The organism is Vibrio coralliilyticus (assembly GCF_024449095.1).
GTDB lineage: Bacteria > Pseudomonadota > Gammaproteobacteria > Enterobacterales > Vibrionaceae > Vibrio > Vibrio coralliilyticus_A.
In genome coordinates this window covers 954,077-976,553 of record NZ_CP024627.1, presented here as the reverse complement: position 1 = coordinate 976,553, position 22,477 = coordinate 954,077, and the positions used below count along the sequence as shown (strand labels likewise).

Sequence of the window (22,477 nt, the reverse complement as noted above, 5' to 3'; positions counted from 1 at the left end):
ATTAAATGTTTATCATGATCGATTTAAAAAACTACGATTCTTTACTGCAGCCTATCAATAACTTTCTTCAATGCTCGACCCCCGGAGCCTGGATAACAGAAGCTCGAAAAGCCGAAAACCTAAAAACAATTCTGATCGATCACCTGTTGTGTGAGTTAAAGGCTGGCCAGTCAGCTATGTACCTTATTCGTAAATATGCCGTTGATAAAAACAGTGCGCATAACCTATTAGACTGGTTTAAACCCTATGAAGACTTTGCATATCGAAAAGTAGGTGACCTAGAAACGTTGAAAGGTAAAAGCAATATATCCAAAGCGATTATGGCTAAATCAAATTCCCCCTATAGCCAAGATTTAATCGATAAGATGGTGCTTTTAATTAAAGAAGAGTTACATCACTTTTATCAAGTTCTGGAAATCATGGATAGCCGAGGCATCGCTTACGAGCCAGTTCAAGCCAGTCGTTACGCCAAAAGCCTTTTAGCCAAAATGGCAACCTATGAACCACAAACACTGATCGACAAATTGATCATTGGAGCCTACATTGAGGCGCGCTCGTGTGAGCGCTTTGCCAAACTTGCACCTCATATGGACGATGATATCGCTAAATTTTATGTTTCACTATTGCGCTCTGAAGCTCGTCATTATCAGGATTACCTATGCTTAGCTGAAGAAATCGCTGGGGAGGATATTTCGGCGCGCGTTACCTATTTCGGAAAGCTAGAGGCAGAACTAATTTCTAGCCCTGATAAAGATTTTAAGTTCCACAGTGGTATACCAATCCAAAGTTAGTTAACCATGCCACTACCACAATGAGAAAGGATTCCGTTTGGCACCCTTTCTCATTAAGCGTATTGTATTACTTCACAGTGAACGGAATTTAGGCTCGCTGACAGTTTTCAAAAAATTTAGATCATCAAAGATTGGTTGATTTCTGATAATACGCTCGCTGGATCCGGTGCTTGAGTAATTGGCCGACCTATAACCAAATAATCTGAACCCGCTTGAATCGCATCAGCAGGTGTCATGATACGCTTTTGATCCCCAACCGCAGCGCCAACAGGACGAATTCCAGGCGTTACAAGTTTAAAGCTCTTACCTAACTCACCTTTCAGCATAGAAGATTCCTGAGCGGAACATACTACGCCATCAAGACCTGAATTTTGGGTTAACGAAGCTAAGCGAATTACCTGCTCTTTAGGCTCAATGTTGAGCCCAATACCAGCTAAGTCGCTTTGTTCCATACTGGTCAACACCGTCACACCGATCAATAGCGGGCGTTGTTTCCCATAAGGCTCAAGAATCTCACGTGATGCCGCCATCATGCGCTCACCACCACTCGCATGAACATTAACCATCCACACCCCTAGCTCTGCTGCTGCGCGCACAGCTTTTGAACAGGTGTTTGGAATATCATGAAATTTAAGGTCTAAGAATACTGAAAAGCCGCGCTTATGTAGCTCTTTAACGAAATCAGGACCAAACAGCGTGAACATTTCTTTGCCCACTTTTAATCGACAAGAATTTGGATCAATTCTATCGACAAAAGCCAATGCTTCTGCTTGATTGTCGTAATCCAGTGCAACAATAACTTTTTGGTCAATCATTTCATCTCCTACTTAATTCATACATATCTAAAAAAAGCAGCGGGCTCACCGCTGCTATTTTTGATTGGAATACCAATCGAATCTTTTATTCACCATCAAGCCCTCGAATTGGTTTAATGGTGCCCCAGCCTTTACATGATGGGCAATGCCAATACATTGAGTGGGTTGAAAAGCCACATTTTCGGCATCGATAATGCGGCTTGACCTTAAGTTGCTCACCAACAAGTTTCTGCAACGTTTGCAAACTGGCCTTAGCGCGGCCTTCCTCCGCATCAGCCAAGTGGTAGTCCATTAAACGGTAGAAACCCTTCATCGTTGGGTTCTTAACTAACTGGCGTGTTAAAAGCTCTTGCGCGGAACCTGGCCCTTCATGTTGGGCTACCAATTGGGCCAACATTAGCTCTGCAGAAACCCCAGCTTTAGCGGCAATGCATTGGCGTAAAAAGTCTAACAGCTCTTCTTCTTGCCCAAGGTGGTGGTAACAATCCGCAAGAGTCGGCAGTACCTCACTAATGAAGTCCGTATCTTGCTCAAGCACCATTTCCATATGCTTGATTGTTTTCGCATAGTCTTCGACTTCCAAGTATATTTTGCCTAACGCGATACTTGCTCTGACACACTTAGGATCTTCTGATAAGGCACGTTTAAAATGCTGAATAGCACGGTTATTATCACCATCAGCTTTTTCTTGCATGGCAAGCTCACACCAAAAATGAGCAATGCTATTCCTCATTCTCTTACGGCCTAACTTGACCAGCTGAGTCGCGTATTGAATCGCTTTACCCCACTCTCGGGTTTGCTGATAAATCGAAACCAACTGTTGCAATGCGGCTTCTCTATGATCTGGTTCATCAACAAGTTGTTCGAAAATTTTCTCTGCACGATCAAGAAAGCCTGATGCCATGTAGTCTTTTGCTAATTGCTGAAGCGCAATATTTTTCTGATCAATAGTCAGACCCGAACGGGAGATTAAATTCTGGTGGATACGAATGGCACGGTCAACTTCACCACGAGATCGGAACAAATTCCCCAGAGCTAAATGAGTATCAATCGTCTCGTTATCGACTTGAAGGAGTTCAATGAAGTGATCCACTGCCTTGTCCGATTGATCAGACAAAAGCAGGTTAAGACCCGTCACATACTGACGGGAAATTTGATTGGAGTGTTTCTGCTTGTCTTGTTGGGCACTTCGATTACCCATATACCAACCGTATGCAGCAGCGATTGGAAGTAACAAGAAGAGTATTTCTAGCATCGAGTAAAAAGCCTGCCTGTACTACTTAGTGGGCTTTAACCTGTTGAGGTTCACTCTCGGAAGGTGAAAGTTTTTTCACTTGTTTTCTTAGTTTGCGCACTTGAAGTTGAGAACGTAAATGCAAAGTACCGAAGATAATCCAAGCCAAAACAAAGCCAGTAACAAATACAACACCGAGTAATGTTGACAGATGAAACTCACCCTGTGCCAATAAGTAGTTAAAGTTAACTAATTCTTGGTTCTGAGAGCCTAAAGCCAGTGCGATTAAAAATAGGGCCAGCACGATAACAATTTTTATAATTTTCATATTCTACACCTAAGTGGATATCTGCCGATATGATTATGCAGTAAAACCCGTGAACAAACCATTCCTATCTCCGAATTTCATCTCATAAAAAAGCGGCATACACAGTGTATGCCGCTTTTCAAGAAAATAACTAGAGATCAGCCAAGGTTGACACGCTCGCGTAATTCTTTGCCTGGTTTAAAGTGAGGGACATACTTGCCATCCAACTCTACTTTCTCACCAGTTTTCGGATTGCGGCCCACACGTGGCTCGCGATAATGTAGAGAGAAGCTACCAAATCCACGAATTTCAATTCTATCGCCCGTTTCTAGTGTCGAAGCCATATGCTCTAAAATGTCTTTTACAGCATCTTCAATCTCTTTTGCTGAAAGATGGGTTTGCTCAGCGCAGAGTCTCTCAATCAGTTCAGACTTAGTCATAGTTTCCCTCGTAGAGTAGTTTATCACTTATTATAGTAAGTAATACCAATTCCAACAAACACTTGCTATCAATTCTAGATGCAAAACCAATAAATTGCGCACTTTCAAATCGCGTTTTATCAGAGTCACTTGCTGAGATTGGTATTAGGACTAGTTTAGCTCAATCCATAAAAAAGGAGCCTTTCGGCTCCTTTTTCAATAAAGCGATATATTATTCGCCTTTAGCTGCTTTGAAAGCGTCAGCCATTGCATTACCGAACGAAGCGTCGTCTGCTTTGTTCAGAGAAGCCATTGCTTCTTGCTCTTCTGCTTCATCTTTAGCTTTAACAGATAGGTTGATTACGCGGTTCTTACGGTCTACACCAGTGAACTTCGCTTCAACGCTGTCGCCAACGCTTAGGATTAGAGAAGCATCTTCTACGCGGTCGCGAGAAACTTCAGAAGCGCGGATGTAACCTTCTACGCCTTCTTCAAGCTCGATAGTTGCACCTTTAGCATCAACTGCAGTAACAGTACCGTTAACTAGTGCACCTTTCTTGTTCTCAGCAACGTAAGCATTGAATGGGTCATTTTCCATTTGCTTAACGCCTAGAGAGATACGCTCACGCTCTGCATCTACTGCTAGAACAACTGCAGAGATTTCGTCGCCTTTCTTGTACTCACGTACCGCTTCTTCACCTGCAACATTCCAAGAAATGTCAGATAGGTGAACAAGACCGTCAATACCGCCTTCTAGACCGATGAAGATACCGAAGTCAGTGATAGACTTGATCTTACCAGTAACTTTGTCGCCTTTAGCTTGCGCTTCAGCGAAAGACTGCCAAGGGTTAGCTTTACACTGTTTCAGACCTAGAGAGATACGACGACGTTCTTCGTCGATTTCAAGAACCATAACCTCAACTTCGTCGCCAACATTAACAACTTTAGATGGGTGGATGTTCTTGTTAGTCCAATCCATTTCAGAAACGTGTACTAGACCTTCAACGCCTTCTTCGATTTCAACGAAACAGCCGTAGTCAGTTAGGTTAGTAACGCGACCAGATAGTTTGTGACCTTCTGGGTAACGCTTAGCGATTGCTACCCATGGATCTTCGCCTAGCTGCTTAAGACCTAGTGATACGCGAGTACGCTCACGGTCGAACTTAAGAACTTTAACTTGGATCTCGTCACCAACGTTCACGATCTCAGAAGGGTGCTTAACGCGCTTCCAAGCCATGTCTGTGATGTGTAGAAGACCGTCAACACCACCTAGATCTACGAATGCACCGTAGTCTGTTAGGTTCTTAACGATACCTTTAACTTCTGCGCCTTCTTGTAGAGACTCAAGAAGCTCATCACGCTCAACGCTGTTCTCAGACTCGATTACCGCACGGCGAGAAACAACAACGTTGTTACGCTTCTGGTCAAGTTTGATAACTTTGAACTCTAGCTCTTTGTTTTCTAGGTGAGCAGTGTCGCGGATTGGACGTACGTCTACTAGAGAACCAGGAAGGAAAGCACGGATACCGTTTAGTTCAACAGTGAAACCGCCTTTAACTTTACCGTTGATGATACCAACAACAGTTTCAGCTTCTTCGTAAGCTTTCTCAAGAACGATCCAAGCTTCGTGACGCTTCGCTTTCTCACGAGAAAGTTGAGTCTCACCGAAACCGTCTTCAACAGCGTCTAGCGCTACGTCTACTTCAGAACCAACTTCAACTTCAAGTTCGCCAGCAGCGTTCTTGAACTGTTCAGCAGGGATTGCAGACTCAGACTTAAGACCAGCGTCAACAAGAACGAAACCGTTCTCGATAGCTACTACAGTACCTTTAACGATAGTACCTTGTTGGAATTCAGTCTCGTTTAGAAACTCTTCAAAGAGTTGAGCAAAAGATTCAGTCATTTATTTAATCTTCAATAAATTAAACGTCCACGGGTATCCTACCGCGTGGGGTTATTAAATTCGCCAGTCATCATCCATGCGACCAACGCTCCGACCTAGCCGCCTAAACGACTAGCTTAGATTCGATATATTGTAGTGCCTTTTCTACCACTTCGTCGATACTCATCGAAGTAGAATCCAGCAATAGCGCATCCTCAGCGGGGCATAATGGCGCCACCGGGCGGTTACGATCTCGATCGTCACGCTCTTGGATCTCGCTCAAAAGGTCGTCAAATTTAACATCTAACCCCTTGCCTTGCAACTGTTTAAGGCGGCGGTTAGCGCGCTCTTCGGCACTTGCATCTAGGAAAATCTTTACTTCCGCTTGAGGGAAAACTACGGTTCCCATATCGCGCCCATCAGCCACTAAGCCACTACCTTCGGCAAAAGCACGCTGGCGGCGCAACAGAGCCTCACGGACTCGTGGCAATGCAGCGACTTTGGATGCCGCCATCCCCGTCTCTTCTTTGCGTAACTCACCGGAAACGTCTTCACCCTCTAAGATAACTTTTACTAAGTCACCCTCAGCAATAAATTGTACGTCTAGATGCGTAGCAATTGGGACAAGTGCGTCTTCAGAGTCCAGATCGACACCATGGTGGATTGCTGCCAACGCCAATACACGATAAATCGCACCGGAATCCAATAAATGAAAGCCTAGCTTCTTTGCTAGAAGCATACAAAGAGTGCCTTTACCTGCACCACTTGGTCCATCAACGGTTACGACTGGCGTATGAGACGACATGTTTTACTCCACATTAGTTAAAAATAATAGTCATTAAGCTGACCAATATTCGGCGTGAATTATAGTGGGATTCGTCTCTCGGCACCAGCAGGTATTGAAAGGAAACAACCAAAAATAGAGCGCTTAGCGCTCTACCTAATTACAACTTTATTCGGCTGCGGTTTTTATCTATTAAAGCGGGGCCGATACCTTTTACCAAAGTCAGATCATCCACCTTCAAGAAAGGACCATTTTCATCCCTATATAGAACAATAGCCTGGGCTTTTTTCTCCCCAATACCACTCAATAATGTCGCCAATTCAGCCGCTTCAGCAGTATTTACATTCACGGTAATCTCTATTCCCGAGTATTCAGCGTGAGTCGGTTGTTCAGCCGATATGGTAATCGGACTATATGCGGCGATTGTCAATAATAAGCAAGTCCATAGTATATGTAACATTTCCCTTTTGTTCCTCTAAATAACATTGTGGAATAGATACCATAGAGGGCGTTTTCATTTATGGGTGGAGAGATGATACATAATAAAACGGGCTGCATCTGCAGCCCGTCATAAGTAGTTTATCAGTTACATCGATTAAGATTACTGAGTCACAGCGTAATATTCGATATCGATAGTTTTACGAAGAATATTGATCAAACCAGAGAGATCTTGTTGTGCGTTCATCTGGGTTAACTGAGTACCAATCTGTTCGTTGTACTGCGCATTTACATCAGATTTCACGTTGGTCAACTCAACCACAACGATGTCACCGTTAAAATCTTTAGCTTGAGCGAACTCCACTTGACCACTGCTTGGCTTCTTCATCGAGAAGACAACATCAGCCAACGGAGAGCTACGATCAATGTTTTCCGCGTCACTGAACTCAAGACCATTTTCAGTCATTAGGTCTTTGTTACCCTTCTTCAGCTCTGCAACCAAATTGTCGGCAAGCTCAATTGCGCTTTGCTCACCTTTAATTTTCGCTAAGGAAGCAGTCACTTGATCACGTACTTCTTCCAAAGGAAGTACCGTTTCATCACGCGTATCTTCAACACGAACTACGATGACATGCTCGGGCGCAACTTCAAGTACTTCAGAGTTTAAGCCATCTTCTTTCACTTCTGGGCTGAGAATAGCCTGCATTACAGCAGGTGTTTTCAGCAGTTCTGGTGCATCAGCCTGAGAAATAAAATCTGTGGTGTGAATATCCGCGTTAATCGCTTCAGCAGCATCATCTAAAGAATCAGGGTATTCAAATGCCACTTTTTCAAGCTCACTCTGCAATTCATAGAATTGATCGATTGCTTGTTGGTCTTTCAACTCCTGCTTGATTTCAGTCGCCACTTCTTCATATGGCTTAGCAACTGAGCCTTTCAGTTCATCGAGCTGAATGATGTGATAGCCGAAGTCCGATTTCACCAGACCGGTTACATCACCAACTTTCTTCAGAGCAAAAGCGGCTTCTTCAAATGCCGGATCCATCACATCACGCTCGATCCAACCAAGAGCCCCCCCTTCAGAAGCACTGCCAAAGTCGTCAGATTTCTCTTCCGCCAAGCTGGCAAAGTCAGCACCAGCATTCAACTCATCTAGAACAGATTGTGCTTTTGCTTTGTCGTCACCTTCAATCAGAATATGGCTTACACGGCGCTGCTCTTCTGAAGAATACTTATCAAGGTGCTCTTGATAGTATTGTTTAGCTTGCTCGTCAGACACTTGAATCGCATCTTTCAATTGCTGCGCTGAAAGCTCAATGTAAGCCACTTTCACTTGTTCAGGGCGCGTATATTGGTCTGCGTTCTGAGTGTAATAGTCGTTAATTTCTTGGTCAGAAAGTTCCGCTTTAGAGGCGAAATCCGTTAAAGAAAGTGTCACTTTCTTAATTTCTCGCGTCTGAGCCAGAAGCTTACTTTGAGCTTCAACCTCTCCTTCTAGTGAGAAGTCACTTGCTTGGACAGCCGTTAGAAGCTGATTACGTACAAGATCTCTGCGCAGATACTCAGCAAAACTATCCGGAGTGAATCCAGCACGACGAAGAGAGGCTTGATAGACTTCCTGATCAAACTTGCCGTCCACTTGGAACTGAGGCATATCAACAATCATGCTTCTTACCTGAGCATCGCTGACACGTAGGCCCAAAGCTTCAGCATGCTGCTCCAATAAAAGATCGTTAATCATTCGGTCAAGTACTGACTTACGGAAAGATTCAACGTAGCTTGGATCTGCTAACAGATTAGAAAAATAATCACCAAGCTGGGCTTGCATACGATTACGCTCGTTTTGGTAAGCTTGTTCAAACTCACCACGGCCAATCTCCACGTTACCAACCTTGGCTGCAGAATTGTTACTACCACCAACGATGTAGCTACCAACTCCAGCAAAGACAAAAGACAGGATGATTAATCCAAGGATAATTTTAACCGCGATGCTATTAACGCCTTCGCGTAATCGATCCATCATATGTAAAAAACTCTCCGCGTGTGGTCCATATTAGCCTTTACACGTGCTAACACGACATACGTTATAACTAAAATAAGATAGCGCGATAATATCAGAAAAAGAAAAGCGCATCAGTATGATGCGCATAATTTAAAAAGGTTCGATAAAAACTGCCACTGCTGGCAACTTTTAAACTAGTTGCAAGAGTCTTTTAGAGCTTTACCAGCTTTAAACGCAGGTACTTTTGCTTCTGCGATTTGGATTTCTTCACCAGTTTTTGGATTGCGACCAGTACGCGCAGCACGAGTACGAACACTGAATGTACCAAAGCCCACTAGCGCGACTTGGTCACCAGACTGAAGAGTGTCGCCTACAGCTTCAATAAATGCGTCTAGGGCACGGCCCGCTGAAGCTTTTGAAAGGTCAGCGTTTTCTGCAATTTTTTCTACTAATTGTGTTTTATTCACTGTGATTCCCCTTTGCGCCACCTTGTTATTATTTTTTAAAGGCAGCATTCGTTCCATTTCAATTTAAAACTAACTCCAATCCCTTATACAACAAGGCCTGAAGCTATGTGGGTAACGTTAGCCTCCAAAAAAAACGCTGACAAGCCTTTTTATGCTTATCAGCGTAATCTTTTACTTATTTTTGCTGCACATCACTATTTTACAGCAGCAATTTCGACACCTGATGGGTCTTTTTCTAACGCGACTTTAAGAACATCATCAATCCATTGCACCGGAATGACCTTAAGATCAGCGATAACATTATCAGGAATCTCTTCCAGATCACGTTCATTGTCTTTAGGAATCAGGACCGTTTTGATACCTCCGCGATGCGCTGCCAGTAGTTTCTCTTTTAAACCACCAATAGGAAGAACTTCACCACGTAGGGTAATTTCACCTGTCATCGCCACTTCCGCTTTCACAGGGTTACCTGTTAAGCTGGATACCAGCGCTGTACACATCGCAATACCTGCACTCGGCCCATCTTTTGGGGTTGCCCCTTCTGGTACATGGACGTGAATATCACGCTTCTCATAAAAGTCCGAGTTAATCCCAAGTTTTACTGCTCGAGACCGCACTACTGTCATTGCCGCTTGGATGGACTCCTGCATGACATCACCAAGTGACCCGGTCTGTGTCAGCTTGCCTTTACCCGGCATTGCTTCGGTTTCAATAGTAAGTAAATCACCACCAACCTCAGTCCATGCAAGACCTGTCACTTGACCAATTCGATTGCTATCATCAGCTTTACCGTAGTCATGACGCTGAACACCTAAGTAATCTTTAAGGTTATCCATTGTCACAGTGACCGTTTTCAGGTTGCTATCAAGCAGGATATTTTTCACTGCTTTGCGACAGATCTTCGAAATTTCTCGTTCCAGATTACGAACCCCCGCTTCGCGGGTGTAGTAGCGAATAATGCCAATAATCGCAGAGTCTTCAATCTCAATTTCACCCAGTTTCAAACCATTACGTTTGATCTGTTTCTCTACTAAGTGACGTTTCGCAATATTGAGTTTCTCGTCTTCGGTGTAACCCGATAGACGAATCACTTCCATACGGTCAAGTAGAGGACCTGGAATATTCATTGAGTTAGACGTCGCAACGAACATCACGTCAGACAGGTCGTAATCCACCTCTAGGTAGTGATCATTAAACGCGTTGTTTTGTTCTGGGTCGAGTACTTCTAGTAGAGCAGAAGACGGATCACCACGCATGTCAGAAGACATTTTGTCGATTTCATCCAACAAGAACAGCGGGTTTTTTACGCCTACTTTAGACATTTTTTGAATAAGCTTACCCGGCATAGAACCAATGTAAGTACGGCGGTGACCACGAATTTCAGCTTCATCACGTACACCACCCAATGCCATACGCGTATATTTACGCCCGGTTGCTGCTGCGATAGAGCGACCTAAAGAGGTTTTACCTACACCCGGTGGACCAACAAGACAAAGGATAGGTCCTTTAAGTTTGTTAATTCGATTTTGAACCGCTAGGTATTCAAGAATGCGCTCTTTAACACGCTCAAGGCCGTAATGATCTTCGTTCAGCACTTCTTCCGCTTTCGCTAGATTTTTCTTAACTTTAGATCGCTTGTGCCAAGGCACGCCTAACATCCAGTCGATATAACCACGAACAACAGTGGCTTCAGCCGACATTGGCGACATCATTTTCAGCTTTTGTAGTTCTTGCTCAGTCTTTTCACGCGCTTCTTGAGGCATCTTTGAGTCAACGATTTTCTGTTTCAGCGTTTCGAACTCATCAACACCGTCTTCCGTTTCACCTAGCTCTTTCTGAATCGCTTTCATCTGCTCATTCAGATAGTACTCTCGCTGAGATTTTTCCATCTGCTTTTTAACGCGAGTACGGATACGCTTTTCAACCTGCAGCAAATCGATCTCTGATTCCATTTGTCCCATCAGGAACTCAAGGCGCTCAGTGATGTCTAGTGTTTCCAAAACAATTTGCTTGTCAGCCAGCTTGAGTGGCATATGGGCAGCAATTGTATCGGCAAGGCGAGCCGCTTCATCAATACCGTTGAGGGAAGTCAGTACTTCAGGTGGGATCTTCTTATTTAGCTTGATAAAACCTTCGAACTGATTAATCGCACTACGAACAATCACTTCTTCTTCACGCTCGTCTAGCTGTTCTGTTGTTAAGTATTCAGCATCTGCGGTGAAGAATTCTTCTTCAGTAAACTTATGAATTTTTGCACGCTGCTGGCCTTCAACCAGCACTTTTACGGTCCCATCAGGCAGCTTCAATAATTGAAGAATGGTTGCCACGGTACCAACATCGAACAGGTCGTCTTTCGCTGGCTCATCGGTTTCCGCTTTTTTCTGCGCCACTAGCAGTATTTGTTTGTTGTTATCCATTGCCGCTTCAAGGCAAGCAATTGACTTTTCACGTCCAACAAACAAAGGAATTACCATGTGCGGGTAAACGACTACATCTCTTAGAGGTAGTACGGGGATCTCGATACGTTCGGAACGTTCCAAGTTCATATTCTTCTCTCTTCCGCTTAGTCTTATGAGCAGTATATGGGGGCTAATTAGTTGGATTCAATGAAAGAATAAAAAAAAGGAGGTAAATGATTACCTCCTTAAATTATTTACTAATTTATGTGAATTTGATTAAGATTCCGCACCCGCAGCCTGATTATCAGAGTTACTGTAAATCAGAAGTGGGTCAGACTCACCATTGATTACAGACTCGTCAATCACGACTTTGCTCACATCGCTCATCGATGGCAATTCATACATAGTTTCAAGTAGAACGCCTTCTAGGATTGAGCGTAATCCACGAGCACCTGTTTTACGTTCCATCGCTTTCTTAGCAATTGCACGCAAAGCATCTTCACGGAATTCAAGCTCTGAGTTTTCGAGTTCGAATAGTGCTGCATATTGTTTGGTGAGTGCGTTCTTCGGCTCACAAAGAATTTGGATAAGCGCTTCTTCATCCAGCTCTGTCAACGTTGTCGTCACAGGAAGACGGCCTATGAACTCTGGAATCAAACCATATTTAACTAAATCTTCTGGTTCTACCTGAGTAAACAGTTCACCGACAGTTTTAGTTTCATCTTTAGAACGAACTTCCGCACCAAAACCAATACCTGTGCCCGTGGCTACACGTTGTTCAATCACTTTATCTAGGCCAGCAAATGCACCGCCACAGATAAATAGAATCTTAGAGGTATCAACTTGAAGGAATTCTTGTTGAGGATGCTTACGCCCACCTTGAGGTGGAACTGAAGCCACAGTACCTTCAATCAGTTTTAGCAACGCCTGCTGAACACCTTCACCGGACACATCACGTGTGATCGATGGGTTTTCAGCCTTACGTGAAATCTTGTCGATTTCATCGATGTACACGATACCGCGCTCGGCTTTTGCTACGTCATAGTCGCATTTCTGCAGTAGCTTCTGGATGATGTTTTCAACATCTTCACCTACGTAACCCGCTTCAGTTAACGTAGTGGCATCCGCCATTGTAAATGGTACATCTAGGAAACGCGCTAATGTCTCAGCCAGCAGTGTTTTACCACTACCCGTAGGACCAATTAGAAGGATGTTACTCTTACCGAGCTCAACACCTTCACTTGTCGTGTCTCCATTACGTAAACGCTTATAGTGGTTATAAACGGCTACTGCTAGCACTTTCTTAGCGTAATCTTGGCCAATCACGTAATCATCAAGGTGTTCACGAATCTCTCTTGGCACTGGAAGTGCTTCCGATTGTTTCTTCGGCAGAACATCTTTGATTTCTTCACGAATAATGTCGTTACACAAATCGACACATTCGTCACAAATGTAAACGGATGGACCAGCGATTAGCTTGCGAACTTCGTGCTGGCTTTTGCCGCAGAAAGAGCAGTAAAGAAGCTTACTACTACCGCTCTCTTTGCTTTTGTCTGTCATTCGCTAACCTCTTAGCCTTTACTCTTTATAATCTGAGTGTATATCAATTATAGCCAAAATGCTCTGGCAATTATTACTCACCGCGATGAGTGAGCACAGCATCAACCAAACCGTATTCCACCGCTTGCTCTGCCGCCATAAAGTTATCACGATCAGTATCACGCTCAATCACTTCAAGAGGTTGACCTGTATGTTCAGCAAGCAGTTTGTTTAGCTTCTGCTTGATAGTCAAAATTTCTTGAGCGTGAATTTGGATGTCTGATGCCTGACCTTGGAAACCGCCCAAAGGCTGGTGAATCATCACTCGTGAGTTTGGTAACACATAGCGCTTACCTGGCGCACCACCAGCAAGAAGGAAAGCGCCCATTGAGCATGCTTGCCCCATACATACCGTGCTCACATTCGGTTTGATGAACTGCATAGTGTCATAGATTGACATGCCGGCAGTCACACTGCCACCTGGCGAGTTGATGTAGAGAAAAATATCTTTATCAGGATTTTCAGATTCTAAGAAAAGCAGTTGGGCCACGACAAGATTTGCCATGTGGTCTTCCACTTGACCTGTTAAGAAAATCACGCGCTCTTTGAGTAGACGAGAGTAAATATCGTAAGAACGTTCACCACGGGAAGTTTGTTCAACCACCATTGGTACCAGCGCGTCTAAAATTGGTGACATTGCATTTTTTTCTTGGTAGCTCATATTCTTATGTCCCTAAAATAAATGGCCCGGATGATAAATATCATACGGACCATTGTTAGCAGAATAGTTAACGATCCGTCAACCTTCTACGCAAGATATTGCTTATTAAGCGGGCTGCTGTTGGTTCATTAGCTCGTTGAAGCTAACTTCCTTTTCAGAAATCTGTGCTTTAGCGATGATCGCATCAATAGCTTGCTCTTCTAGAGCAACATTACGCATGTTGTCCATCATTTGAGTGTTTTGCTCGTAGTAAGCAATCACTTCTGATGGGTCTTCGTAAGCTGTCGCCATTTCTTCGATAAGTGATTTCACTTTCTCATCGTCAGCTTTTAGCTCTTCAGACTTGATGACTTCACCTAGAAGAAGGCCAACGACTACACGACGCTTAGCTTGCTCTTCGAATAGTTCACGTGGAAGTTGCTCAGCAGCTTCAGGGTTACCACCGAAGCGTTGTGCCGCTTGCTGACGTAGCGTACCGATTTCTTGATCGATAAGTGCAGCTGGTACGTCGATTTCGTTTTCTTTCACTAGACCGTCGATAGCCTGCTCTTTGATGCGGTTTTTAACTGCTTGCTTAAGCTCACGTTCCATGTTCTTACGAACTTCTGCTTTAAGAGCGTCAACACCACCCTCAGCAACGCCGAACTTAGAAACGAACTCGTCGTTAAGTTCTGGTAGTTCACGAGCTTCAACTTTGTTTACTTTGATAGCAAACTTCGCCGCTTTACCTTTTAGGTTTTCAGCGTGGTAATCTTCTGGGAAAGTCACATCGATTTCGAACTCCATACCAGCAGTTTTACCTGCGATACCGTCTTCAAAACCAGGGATCATGCGACCTGCACCCATTTCTAGAGGGAAGTTCTCAGCTTTACCACCTTCAAACTCTTCGCCATCGATAGAACCAACGAAGTCGATAGTAACACGCTTACCTTCTGCCGCTGCTTCTTCAACTTCTGCCCAAGTTGCTTGCTGCTTACGTAGCGTTTCGATCATTTCTTCAACGTCTGCGTCTTGAACTTCAGTGGTTGGTTTTTCAACAGCGATGTTCTCTAGACCTTTCAGCTCAACTTCTGGGTAAACTTCGAAAGTTGCGTTGAAAACGAGATCTTCACCTTCTTTGCTCTCAACTGGAGCAAAAGTTGGTGCGCCTGCTGGGTTGATTTTCTCTTTAACGATCGCTTCGATGAAGTGACGTTGCATAACTTCACCCATCACGTCTTGACGTACTGCTTTGCCGTACATCTTCGCAACCATTTTCAGAGGCACTTTACCCTTACGGAAACCATCGAAACGACGGTTCTTTGCGATGTTGCGTAGTTCAGCTGTTACAGCATCTTCGATGTTTGCAGCAGGAACAGTAATGTTTAGACGGCGCTCTAGGCCCTCTAGCGTTTCAACAGTAACTTGCATTATTCATTAACCTCAAAACTGGCTCAGCTGAGCTGAGCGTATGTGCCTTTATGCCATTATGACAAAACAAAAGGCCCATCCTTGTTTGCACTCTAAGAGCACTTTTCGTAAATCGAGTATCGATAACTGATCGAGTCAGCTACCGGACTAATTAGCGATATCTTTACAAACTCAGTTCGTGAAAGCTATCTCCGATTAGCCTCAGGATTAAAATTTAGACGCAGCATTCTACCGACCTCGTCAGTCACTGTCGAGCCGATCCCTAACATAGCTTGGGCTTTACCCTAAAAACTCTGCTAACTGCTAAAAAAAACATCAATCAAGCAGCTAATGGTTCCAGAAATGGGGACATTAATCGCTTTTTCAAGAGAAACTAGCCTTTTTTCTGAATTAAGCGATAAAACTAGATCCAAGTCCGGTTTTGTTCCTCATTTTCGTTACATAACTAAACACACCTGTAACAAAAAACATTACTCTAAGCTATCGGTCGCACCACAGCTACAAGGAATGTAATGTCACCTTTTCGTCGGGCAAACGCCTACCTGTTGATTCTTTATCTACTCTGTCTTGTTATCGGTTCACAATGGGTATGGAATTACCACTATCAATCTTTGTTAGACGAACACCAAGCTCAGCTCGACCGATTCGCTAGCCACATTGCCTCAAGACTGGATAAGTACGCTCACCTCCCCCAGTTACTGGCTAAAGACACAGAGTTAATTTCGGCCTTAATGCAGCCTGACAATCCGGCTCAACTAGACATCACCAATCGTTATCTGGAAAACGTCAATAACATCATCCAGGCGTCAGACACTTATCTGATTGATCGAGTCGGTAACACCATCGCGGCGAGTAACTGGAATTTAGATCGTTCTTTTATTGGCAAAAACTTCGCTTGGCGACCCTATTTTTCTGAAGCCGTGAAAGGTCATTCCAGCCAATATTTCGCGCTTGGCTCAACCTCTGGACAAAGAGGCTATTACTACTCTTTCCCCGTAGTTTACGCGGGTGAAATTGCAGGCGTCATCGTCGTTAAGATGGACCTGTCTGCAATCGAAGAAAATTGGAAAAGTAAGCAAAACACCTTTGTCGCTACCGATAGCTACGATGTCATTTTCATGTCGAGTAATCCCCAATGGCTCTTTAAAAGTTTAATTACACTTTCAGAATCAGAGCGACAGCAGATCACCTCCAGCAGGCAGTATTTAGATAAAGACATTCAGTCGCTCGGATTGGTCGGTCAACTCGATAAGCCCCAGTCCGAACTAGAGAATCGTTTTCTTGGTTGGATTCAAGGCGATTATATCGTCTCTAGCCGCCCACTTTCTTTGCTTGATCTGACCATTCGTGTCCTGACTGAAAAGACAACCGTATTTTGGTCTACTTTGAGTTTCGCACTGATACTAACTCTGCTGTTTGTGATTGCGTTTTTGACATTGCAACTGACTTATCAGAGACACCTGAAAAAACGACAGTTTGAGCAATTGCAGTCTGAAGCCAAGCAAAAGCTAGAGTTTTTGGTTTTGGAACGAACATCAGAGTTACAAGCTGAAGTGATGGAACGGTCTCGCACCGAACAGATTTTACGCCAAACACAAGACGAGCTAATTCAAGCAGCGAAGCTGGCTGTTCTTGGTCAGATGTCAGCCAGTATAAGCCATGAACTGAATAATCCACTCGCCGCCATTCGAAGCTTTGCAGATAACGGCCGTCGCTTTCTCGGCAAAAATAAACTCGATCGTGTTGATGACAACCTAAAGCGCATCTCAGCATTGACTGACCGGATGGCAAAAATTAGCAATCAGTTAAAATCCTTTACCCGCAAATCAGACACCAGCGACAAAAGCGTTCTCGATATCGAACCTATCCTGCTATCAGCGAAGGAACTGGTTGCACCTCAGATAAAATCTTATCGGGTAGAATTAGCCACACAATTTAATCACACCACAGCAGCGGCTGAGGTCAATGCGATTCAGCTGGAACAGGTTTTGATCAATCTGATCACTAACGCCGCTCAAGCCGTGGAAGAACAAGATGAGCGTAAAGTGGTGTTGTCTACCGAACAAACAGACACGGAAATACACATCTGCATCGATGATAACGGCCCAGGTATTGAGAAAGAGCAAGCCAAGCACCTTTTTGAGCCCTTTTTTACCACCAAGAAAAATGGATTAGGGCTGGGATTGTCCATTTCACAACAAATTATTAAAGCAATGAATGGCCAGTTAAGGGTAGAAGACTCTCCTTATGGGGGAGCCCGATTTACCATACAATTACCATTTAGTACTTCAGCCCCAAAAGAGACAGCAAAGGAATCTTGATGTACGACGTCTATTTTATTGATGACGAAAGCGACATTCGCTTAGCCATAGAGCAAAGCTTTGAATTAGAGGAAATATCCGCGCAATTTTTTGCCAGTGCTGAAGAGGCACTTCTAGCGATGAAACGCGACGGATTACCCAAAGTCGTCATTTCCGATATCTGCTTACCCGGCCTGTCAGGAGAGAACCTACTCTCAACGATTCTCCATCAAGATAAAGATGTCCCTGTGATTCTCATTACCGGCCATGGTGACATTTCAATGGCGGTCAATGCCCTCAGAAATGGTGCTTATGATTTTATCGAAAAGCCCTTTCCTATCGACCGACTGATTGATACCACTCGCCGAGCATTAGAAAAGCGTGATCTCACCTTGGAGAATCAAGATCTCAAACGCAGCCTCAAAGCGAGCCAGACGCTCGGCCCAAGGATCATAGGTGACACGCCCTCTATACAGATGCTGAGAGAGACCATTTCTCATATTGCCGATACCGACGCCGATATCCTCTTATTCGGTGAAACAGGGACGGGCAAAGAACTGGTTGCTCGTTCGATTCATGAACAAAGTTCAAGACGCGACGCGAACTTTGTCGCCATCAACTGTGGCGCAGTGCCTGAGAACCTCATTGAAAGTGAACTCTATGGCCACGAAAAAGGAGCATTTACAGGTGCTGAAACTAAGCGTATCGGTAAGTTTGAACACGCTCAGGGGGGAACCCTATTCCTTGATGAGATAGAATCCATGCCGATGCAGGCACAAATTCGCTTACTGCGCGTGCTTCAAGAAAGAGTGATCGAACGCGTTGGATCCAATGAATTACTCCCGCTCGATATACGGGTCATTGCGGCCACCAAAATTGACCTCAAACTGGCAGCAGAAAAAGGAGAATTTCGTCAAGATCTCTACTATCGCCTTAACATCGTCACACTGGATTTACCCGCACTGAGGGAACGTAAGGAAGACATCACAACCTTGTTTCATCATTTTTTACTGGTCGCCGCTTCCCGCTACGGAAAAATGGTGCCTGCGCTGCCTAACAGTACATTAAGCCAGCTCTTGAGCCACGATTGGCCCGGTAATGTACGCGAGTTAAGAAACGCCGCAGAGCGTTTTGTCTTGCTGGGTAAGCTGACTCAATTTGGAGAAAATACAGAGCAAAGCTCTCAGTCACACTCACTGGCGGAACAAGTCGCTGAGTTCGAGCGAAGTGTCATAGAGCAAGCCTTGCTTGAATCGGGAGGAAGCATTAAACAGACCATGGATAAACTGAGCTTGGCGAGAAAAACACTGTATGACAAAATGCAGCGCTACGGATTAGATAAAGCCAACTATAAATCGGATTAACTAGTTACGAAGTAACAGCCAGCACCAAGTGCTGGCTGTTACTTTCTAACCTCTCAGCATGGCATCAAGCTGGTCGACAACTTCCGCCCAGTCAGCATCTTCTTCTATCGCTTCTTTTAAAAACGTAGCCTGAGACGGTGACCAGAAAAACGCTTCATATAACGCCGTGCCAACTACCAACCCGCTGTGATTATTCACGAAATCCCGAATACTCTCTTCGGAGCTATCTAACCCAAGTTGTCGAAACAAATCTGGCATAGAGTGTTGGTGCATTTCCATAATGGCCTCACTCGTATCACGGTAAAGAACAGCGCTACTTCGACAGTAACGGCTCCCTATAACTATAGACTGGTTAGTGGAAAGCATAAAAAAGCCTCACCATCTGGTGAGGCTCTCGGTAGCCATTAAATCATTTAGTAATGATTTCCGGTCCCATCAATGTTGTAGGCAGCCAAGTTGACACCCATGGCACGTAAGTAACAATAATGAGGAACAAGAACATCACCGCGACCCAAGGGAGCGCAGCCTTGACCACCTGCATCATTGACATCTTAGCGACCCCAGCCGTCACAAATAAATTGAGCCCGACAGGTGGTGTGATCATCCCAATTTCCATGTTCACAACCATCATGATACCAAGGTGAATTGGGTCGATACCCAATGCAATAGCGATGGGGAATACCAACGGAGCAACAATGATCAGCAGGCCCGACGGCTCCATAAACTGACCACCAATCAGAAGCAAAACGTTGACCACAATGAGGAAAGTAATCGGCCCAAGGCCAGCAGATAACATCGACTCGGTAATCATCTGCGGGATGCGCTCTTCTGTCAGTACATGCTTAAGAATCAGGGCATTAGCAATGATAAACAGCAGCATAATGGTCAGTTTACCGGCATCATAAAGCGTATGTTTAGTATCTTTGTGAACAAACGCTTGGAAGACTTTTACGACGACCGGTTTGCGATTGTTTTTATCGGCAAATGGGCCCATGTCTTTGTAAATAAAGTTTGCAATCAGGAACGAGTATACCGCCGCTACGGCTGCCGCCTCTGTTGGGGTAAAGATGCCGCCATAGATACCGCCTAGGATGATCACTACTAGCAATAACCCCCAGCTCGCATCTTTCGCTGCTGCGAACATTTCGCCCCAGCCAACAAATGGCTGTTTCGGCAGATTTTTTACCCGCGCTGCAATATAGATAGCGATCATCAGCATCACACCCGCCAGAAGACCTGGAATCACACCGCCGAGGAACATACGCCCAACTGACACGTCCGTCGCAGCGGCGTATACAACCATAACGATTGACGGTGGGATCAAGATCCCTAGCGTACCCGCGTTACAAATTACCCCAGCGGCAAAGTCTTTGGAGTAACCGTTTTTGATCATACCTGCGATAACGATACTACCGATGGCGACAACCGTGGCTGGTGATGAACCAGACAAGGCGGCGAACATCATACATGCAACGACAGAAGCCATCGCCAATCCGCCACGGAACCAGCCGACCATTGCAATAGCAAAACGAATAATTCGCTTAGCCACACCACCAGTCGACATAAAGCTTGATGCCAAAATAAAGAATGGAATAGCGAGTAAGGTATAGTGACCTGCAAATGCATTGAACAGGGTTTGCGCTACCGAGGCTAAAGAAGCGTCAGAGTGCATCATCAAAAACAGGATACTCGATAGGCCAAGCGATACAGCGATTGGCACACCAATCAGCATAAAGCCAACCACCATTACGAATAAAAACAGAATATCCATGGCTTAGCTCTCCTTGCTCTTATCATTGGTTTGCTTGGGCTCCATCGCTTCACCAGCGTCTTTGAGCTCTTCTTTCAGCGCCTCAAGTTCTTCTTCTGCTTCATGACCTGCAATCAAACGGTCTAATTTACCGGTTGCGATTTGTACGGTGATTTGAATAAAACGGAATGTCATCAGTGCCATGCCAATCGGCAGCGCCATATAAGGAATAAAGCGTGGCAACTTTTCATAACGCTCTCCTTCGTTCAGCCAGTCAGCCAGGAACTGCAACATTTCAGGCATGGGAATATCATCCGTCTCATACCAAGCACGCTCTGTAACAAACGGATACCAGTAGTTCCACGAACCGATCAAAAGAAGTATTGAGAAGGTAAGACAGCAAGCTGCGGCAAGTAGCGCATACACTTTGCGTAGCTGTTCTGGTGCCATGTTGATAATGACATCAACACCGATATGAAAGTGTTTTTTCACACCATAAGATGCACCAACAAGCACCATCCAGGCAAAAAGGAAAACGGTGAGCTCAAGAGCCCAAAGAATATTGTCATTAAAGACATATCGAAAAATCACATTAGCAAAGGTCAGCAGTGTCATTGCTCCCAAGAAAAACGCAATCAGCGTTTCCTCGATAGCATCTGTCACCTTTCCTATTCTGGCAAAAATTGACTGTTCCATAGTTACATCGCTTTAATCACCTGTTGGCATAACCTCACAGGTATGGAAAGGAAAAAAGGCCCTCCTCTCGATTCAGAGGGCCAATAGTCATGGATGTTTTTATTATGAGATTACTGGTTAGAGGCCAGTGCCGCTTCGATCAGATCTGAACCTATGTCTTTTTCAAACTTCTTCCAAACAGGTTGCAACGCAGTAACCCATTGCTGACGCTGCTCAGGCGTTAGCGAGCGAACCTCACCCCCCGCTTCGATAATGTTATTCTTATTCGCTAGATTCACTTTTGTGGATTCAGCATTACGCTGAGCGGTAACTTCCTGAATAATGGTATTCAATTGCTCACGCTGATCCGCAGGGAGATTTTTCCAGAAGTCGTTCGAGGTAACTACAAGGTAATCAAGGATACCGTGGTTGGTTTCTGTAATGCCGTCCTGAACTTCAAAGAACTTCTTACCGTAGATGTTTGACCAAGTGTTTTCTTGACCGTCAATAACCTTAGTTTGTAGACCGCCATACACTTCTTTAAACGACATCTTCTGTGGGTTTGCGCCAAGTTGCTCGAACTGCGCCACCAATACATCAGACGCTTGAACACGGAATTTAAGACCTTTTGCGTCTTCAGGCGTCAAAAGAGGCTTGTTTGCCGACATTTGCTTCATGCCATTATGCCAGAAGGCCAGACCTTGTAGGCCACGACGCTTCATTGCATTTTTTAGCTTCTCACCAGATTCTGAGTTTTGGAATCGATCAACCGCAGCTACATCTTCAAACAAAAATGGTAAGTCAAAGATACGGTATTTCTTCGTGAACTTTTCAAACTTAGAAAGAGAAGGGGCAGCAAGTTGCACGTCACCGTTTAGCAGCGCTTCCAGCACTTTATTGTCATCGTAAAGCGTCGAATTCGGGAAAACCTGCATACACACTTTTCCATTCATCTCTTCGTTAACACGTTTTTCCAGTAGTGAAGCCGCAATACCTTTAGGGTGTTTATCTGTATTCGTCACATGGCTGAACTTAATCACGGTTTCACCAGGGTCACAGTTCGCAGCAGCGTTAAAACTAGTTACAGCAAGAATGGAGGCAGATAGTAGGGTCAAAGGCTTTAGCATTGTTTTTCTCCTTGTTAATAGAACAACCCCATCACTGGGTGTTGATATATTTA

20 protein-coding genes are annotated in these 22,477 nt (G+C 44.5%); 3 read left to right on the top strand and 17 right to left on the bottom strand.

Annotated features, from left to right (window positions below; translation table 11 throughout):
• The first annotated feature begins 14 nt into the window (after positions 1 to 14).
• Positions 15 to 791 (top strand): tRNA isopentenyl-2-thiomethyl-A-37 hydroxylase MiaE, encoded by a 777-nt coding sequence (gene miaE / locus CTT30_RS04440; RefSeq protein WP_252036137.1) that lies wholly within the window; start codon positions 15 to 17, stop codon positions 789 to 791.
• Positions 792 to 907: 116 nt separating this feature from the next.
• Here miaE and pyrF read toward each other — a convergent pair whose 3' ends face one another.
• The 13 genes from pyrF to tig form a co-directional block, all read right to left on the bottom strand.
• Positions 908 to 1,606, bottom strand: a complete 699-nt coding sequence (gene pyrF, locus CTT30_RS04435; protein WP_252036136.1) for an orotidine-5'-phosphate decarboxylase — start codon at positions 1,604 to 1,606, stop codon at positions 908 to 910.
• A gap of 85 nt (positions 1,607 to 1,691) precedes the next feature.
• Entirely contained in the window at positions 1,692 to 2,861 is a 1,170-nt protein-coding gene (gene lapB, locus CTT30_RS04430; RefSeq protein WP_239836823.1) for a lipopolysaccharide assembly protein LapB, read from the bottom strand.
• 25 nt (positions 2,862 to 2,886) lie between these two features.
• The gene (locus tag CTT30_RS04425; RefSeq protein WP_239836824.1) at positions 2,887 to 3,168 is read right to left on the bottom strand and encodes a LapA family protein; all 282 of its coding nucleotides are present in this window, start codon (positions 3,166 to 3,168) and stop codon (positions 2,887 to 2,889) included.
• A gap of 137 nt (positions 3,169 to 3,305) precedes the next feature.
• The gene (ihfB, locus tag CTT30_RS04420; protein ID WP_239836825.1) at positions 3,306 to 3,587 is read right to left on the bottom strand and encodes an integration host factor subunit beta; all 282 of its coding nucleotides are present in this window, start codon (positions 3,585 to 3,587) and stop codon (positions 3,306 to 3,308) included.
• Positions 3,588 to 3,798: 211 nt separating this feature from the next.
• The gene (gene rpsA, locus CTT30_RS04415; protein WP_239836826.1) at positions 3,799 to 5,469 is read right to left on the bottom strand and encodes a 30S ribosomal protein S1; all 1,671 of its coding nucleotides are present in this window, start codon (positions 5,467 to 5,469) and stop codon (positions 3,799 to 3,801) included.
• 103 nt (positions 5,470 to 5,572) lie between these two features.
• The gene (gene cmk / locus CTT30_RS04410) at positions 5,573 to 6,253 is read right to left on the bottom strand and encodes a (d)CMP kinase (protein ID WP_252036135.1); all 681 of its coding nucleotides are present in this window, start codon (positions 6,251 to 6,253) and stop codon (positions 5,573 to 5,575) included.
• Between the two features lie 139 nt (positions 6,254 to 6,392).
• Entirely contained in the window at positions 6,393 to 6,692 is a 300-nt protein-coding gene (locus CTT30_RS04405; protein ID WP_239867733.1) for a ComEA family DNA-binding protein, read from the bottom strand.
• A 141-nt stretch (positions 6,693 to 6,833) separates the two neighbouring features.
• Complete coding sequence (gene ppiD, locus CTT30_RS04400) at positions 6,834 to 8,693, bottom strand: peptidylprolyl isomerase (protein WP_252036134.1); 1,860 nt, start codon at positions 8,691 to 8,693, stop codon at positions 6,834 to 6,836.
• 173 nt (positions 8,694 to 8,866) lie between these two features.
• A complete protein-coding gene (gene hbs, locus CTT30_RS04395) occupies positions 8,867 to 9,139 on the bottom strand; it encodes a non-specific DNA-binding protein Hbs (RefSeq protein WP_004414742.1) in 273 nt (90 codons plus the stop codon).
• Between the two features lie 194 nt (positions 9,140 to 9,333).
• Positions 9,334 to 11,685, bottom strand: coding sequence for an endopeptidase La (gene lon, locus CTT30_RS04390; protein WP_239867727.1), 2,352 nt, complete (start codon positions 11,683 to 11,685; stop codon positions 9,334 to 9,336).
• Positions 11,686 to 11,814: 129 nt separating this feature from the next.
• On the bottom strand, positions 11,815 to 13,098 hold the full coding sequence (gene clpX, locus CTT30_RS04385) for an ATP-dependent protease ATP-binding subunit ClpX (protein ID WP_239836831.1): 1,284 nt from the start codon (positions 13,096 to 13,098) through the stop codon (positions 11,815 to 11,817).
• Positions 13,099 to 13,171: 73 nt separating this feature from the next.
• Entirely contained in the window at positions 13,172 to 13,798 is a 627-nt protein-coding gene (clpP, locus tag CTT30_RS04380; RefSeq protein ID WP_045975254.1) for an ATP-dependent Clp endopeptidase proteolytic subunit ClpP, read from the bottom strand.
• 105 nt (positions 13,799 to 13,903) lie between these two features.
• Positions 13,904 to 15,208, bottom strand: coding sequence for a trigger factor (tig, locus tag CTT30_RS04375; RefSeq protein WP_252036133.1), 1,305 nt, complete (start codon positions 15,206 to 15,208; stop codon positions 13,904 to 13,906).
• Between the two features lie 512 nt (positions 15,209 to 15,720).
• On the opposite strand from tig, the gene CTT30_RS04370 reads away from it, so the two are divergent.
• Both CTT30_RS04370 and CTT30_RS04365 read left to right on the top strand, forming a co-directional pair.
• The gene (locus tag CTT30_RS04370) at positions 15,721 to 17,529 is read left to right on the top strand and encodes a sensor histidine kinase (RefSeq protein WP_252036132.1); all 1,809 of its coding nucleotides are present in this window, start codon (positions 15,721 to 15,723) and stop codon (positions 17,527 to 17,529) included.
• A complete protein-coding gene (locus tag CTT30_RS04365) occupies positions 17,529 to 18,872 on the top strand; it encodes a sigma-54-dependent transcriptional regulator (protein WP_252036131.1) in 1,344 nt (447 codons plus the stop codon). The genes CTT30_RS04370 and CTT30_RS04365 overlap by 1 nt, the downstream gene beginning before the upstream one ends.
• A gap of 45 nt (positions 18,873 to 18,917) precedes the next feature.
• Here the strand turns inward: CTT30_RS04365 and CTT30_RS04360 are convergent, their stop codons facing one another.
• From CTT30_RS04360 to CTT30_RS04345, 4 genes are all read right to left on the bottom strand, one after another.
• Positions 18,918 to 19,151: a DUF2789 domain-containing protein gene (locus tag CTT30_RS04360; protein ID WP_239836835.1), complete on the bottom strand. Its 234-nt coding sequence runs from the start codon at positions 19,149 to 19,151 to the stop codon at positions 18,918 to 18,920.
• Positions 19,152 to 19,281: 130 nt separating this feature from the next.
• The gene (locus tag CTT30_RS04355; RefSeq protein WP_239836836.1) at positions 19,282 to 20,643 is read right to left on the bottom strand and encodes a TRAP transporter large permease; all 1,362 of its coding nucleotides are present in this window, start codon (positions 20,641 to 20,643) and stop codon (positions 19,282 to 19,284) included.
• A 3-nt stretch (positions 20,644 to 20,646) separates the two neighbouring features.
• Complete coding sequence (locus tag CTT30_RS04350; protein ID WP_252036130.1) at positions 20,647 to 21,318, bottom strand: TRAP transporter small permease; 672 nt, start codon at positions 21,316 to 21,318, stop codon at positions 20,647 to 20,649.
• Between the two features lie 110 nt (positions 21,319 to 21,428).
• Complete coding sequence (locus CTT30_RS04345) at positions 21,429 to 22,424, bottom strand: TRAP transporter substrate-binding protein (RefSeq protein WP_239836838.1); 996 nt, start codon at positions 22,422 to 22,424, stop codon at positions 21,429 to 21,431.
• Positions 22,425 to 22,477 lie beyond the last annotated feature (53 nt).

Coding starts and splice junctions, on each gene's coding strand:
- miaE (WP_252036137.1), top strand. CDS start 15: ATGATCGATTTAAAAAACTACGATTCTTTACTGCAGCCTATCAATAAC.
- pyrF (WP_252036136.1), bottom strand. CDS start 1,606: ATGATTGACCAAAAAGTTATTGTTGCACTGGATTACGACAATCAAGCA.
- lapB (WP_239836823.1), bottom strand. CDS start 2,861: ATGCTAGAAATACTCTTCTTGTTACTTCCAATCGCTGCTGCATACGGT.
- CTT30_RS04425 (WP_239836824.1), bottom strand. CDS start 3,168: ATGAAAATTATAAAAATTGTTATCGTGCTGGCCCTATTTTTAATCGCA.
- ihfB (WP_239836825.1), bottom strand. CDS start 3,587: ATGACTAAGTCTGAACTGATTGAGAGACTCTGCGCTGAGCAAACCCAT.
- rpsA (WP_239836826.1), bottom strand. CDS start 5,469: ATGACTGAATCTTTTGCTCAACTCTTTGAAGAGTTTCTAAACGAGACT.
- cmk (WP_252036135.1), bottom strand. CDS start 6,253: ATGTCGTCTCATACGCCAGTCGTAACCGTTGATGGACCAAGTGGTGCA.
- CTT30_RS04405 (WP_239867733.1), bottom strand. CDS start 6,692: ATGTTACATATACTATGGACTTGCTTATTATTGACAATCGCCGCATAT.
- ppiD (WP_252036134.1), bottom strand. CDS start 8,693: ATGATGGATCGATTACGCGAAGGCGTTAATAGCATCGCGGTTAAAATT.
- lon (WP_239867727.1), bottom strand. CDS start 11,685: ATGAACTTGGAACGTTCCGAACGTATCGAGATCCCCGTACTACCTCTA.
- clpX (WP_239836831.1), bottom strand. CDS start 13,098: ATGACAGACAAAAGCAAAGAGAGCGGTAGTAGTAAGCTTCTTTACTGC.
- clpP (WP_045975254.1), bottom strand. CDS start 13,798: ATGAGCTACCAAGAAAAAAATGCAATGTCACCAATTTTAGACGCGCTG.
- tig (WP_252036133.1), bottom strand. CDS start 15,208: ATGCAAGTTACTGTTGAAACGCTAGAGGGCCTAGAGCGCCGTCTAAAC.
- CTT30_RS04370 (WP_252036132.1), top strand. CDS start 15,721: ATGTCACCTTTTCGTCGGGCAAACGCCTACCTGTTGATTCTTTATCTA.
- CTT30_RS04365 (WP_252036131.1), top strand. CDS start 17,529: ATGTACGACGTCTATTTTATTGATGACGAAAGCGACATTCGCTTAGCC.
- CTT30_RS04360 (WP_239836835.1), bottom strand. CDS start 19,151: ATGGAAATGCACCAACACTCTATGCCAGATTTGTTTCGACAACTTGGG.
- CTT30_RS04355 (WP_239836836.1), bottom strand. CDS start 20,643: ATGGATATTCTGTTTTTATTCGTAATGGTGGTTGGCTTTATGCTGATT.
- CTT30_RS04350 (WP_252036130.1), bottom strand. CDS start 21,318: ATGGAACAGTCAATTTTTGCCAGAATAGGAAAGGTGACAGATGCTATC.
- CTT30_RS04345 (WP_239836838.1), bottom strand. CDS start 22,424: ATGCTAAAGCCTTTGACCCTACTATCTGCCTCCATTCTTGCTGTAACT.